This window comes from Bifidobacterium sp. UBA744, assembly GCA_002298605.1.
Taxonomy (GTDB): domain Bacteria; phylum Actinomycetota; class Actinomycetes; order Actinomycetales; family Bifidobacteriaceae; genus Bifidobacterium.
Map to the genome: position 1 here is coordinate 5,938 of DBKS01000012.1, position 1,474 is coordinate 7,411.

Annotated in this window: 1 protein-coding gene; it reads left to right on the forward strand. The window is 65.5% G+C overall.

Annotation, left to right across the window (positions count from 1 at the left end; translation table 11 throughout):
• A partial coding sequence (gene hutH, locus B2994_RS01440) for a histidine ammonia-lyase (protein WP_291526628.1) occupies positions 1-1,474 on the forward strand: 1,474 nt, incomplete at both ends.

A 1,474-nucleotide genomic window follows, 5' to 3' on the forward strand; every position in this document is an offset into this window, starting at 1 on the left:
GCGGTGGCGCGTGAGGACGCCAGCGTGGTGATCAGTGAGGAATCCAAACGCGAGATGGCCCTGAGCCGCGCGGTGATCGACCATTTGGCTGACGACACCGTGCCGCATTACGGCATCTCCACCGGATTCGGGGCTCTTGCCTCCACTTCGATTCCCAAGGATCGCAGGGCTCAGCTGCAAAAGAGCCTGATCCGTTCGCACGCCGCCGGGGCCGGCCCGGAGGTTGAGCGCGAAGTGGTGCGCGGTCTGATGGTGCTGCGCCTGAGCACGCTGTGCACCGGCCGAACGGGCGTGCGTCCCGAAACCGCGCAGGTGTATGCGGATATGCTGAACGCCGGCATCACGCCTGTTGTGTATGAATACGGCTCGCTGGGCTGCTCCGGTGATTTGGCGCCGCTGGCCGCCTGCGCGCTGGTCGCGATGGGGGAGGGCGAGGCATACGACGCTGCCGGTTTCAAGGTCTCCGGCGCGGAGGCGCTCGCCGACGCGGGGATTACGCCGGTCGATTTGAAGGAAAAGGAAGGTCTGGCGCTGGTCAACGGCACCGACGGCATGCTCGGCATGCTGTGCATGGCCATCAAGGATTTGCGCCTGCTGCTGAAAACCGCTGATATCGCCGCCGCAATGAGCGTGGAGGGCATGCTGGGCAACGATCGCGTGTTCGCGGCCGACCTCCAGGCGTTGCGCCCGCATAAGGGTCAGGGGGATTCGGCGGCCAATATCGCGGCGTTCATGAAGCGTTCGGGGTTGATCGAGGCCGGCCGGCCGGGTTCCGCCGTGCGGGTTCAGGACGCCTATTCCCTGCGCTGCACGCCGCAGGTTCATGGCGCCGCGCGCGATACCGTGGAGTATGCGGCCTCCGTGGCGGGCACCGAACTGGCCTCCGCGATTGATAACCCGTGCGTCACGTTGGATGGCCGTGTGGAGTCCAACGGCAACTTCCACGGCGCCCCGCTGGCGTATGTGCTTGATTTTCTGGCGATTCCGACCGCCGATGTCGCTTCGATCTCAGAACGTCGCACTGATCGCTTCCTCGACACCGCGCGCAACCGTGGTTTGCCGGCGTTTCTGGCCGGCGATCCCGGCGTGGATTCCGGCTTTATGATCGCACAGTACACGGCCGCCGGCATTGTCTCCGAACTGAAGCGCAATGCGGTGCCGGCCTCGGTTGATTCGATACCAAGTTCGGCCATGCAGGAGGACCATGTGTCGATGGGATGGGCCGCCGCGCGCAAGCTGCGTCGTTCGATTCCCGCATTCGCCCGCGTGCTCGCCGTTGAACTGATCTGCGCCGCTCGCGCCTTTGACTTCCGCGAGCCGATTCAGCCCGGCCCGGCCGGGCGTGCCGTGTATGACGTGATTCGCCGGTACGCGAACCGCATCGCGCCGGAGACTCGTGATACGTGGACCACTCCGCAGATCGAGGGCGTGGCCGGGGCGATCATGTCCGGCGAGATTCTTGGAGCCGCCGAAT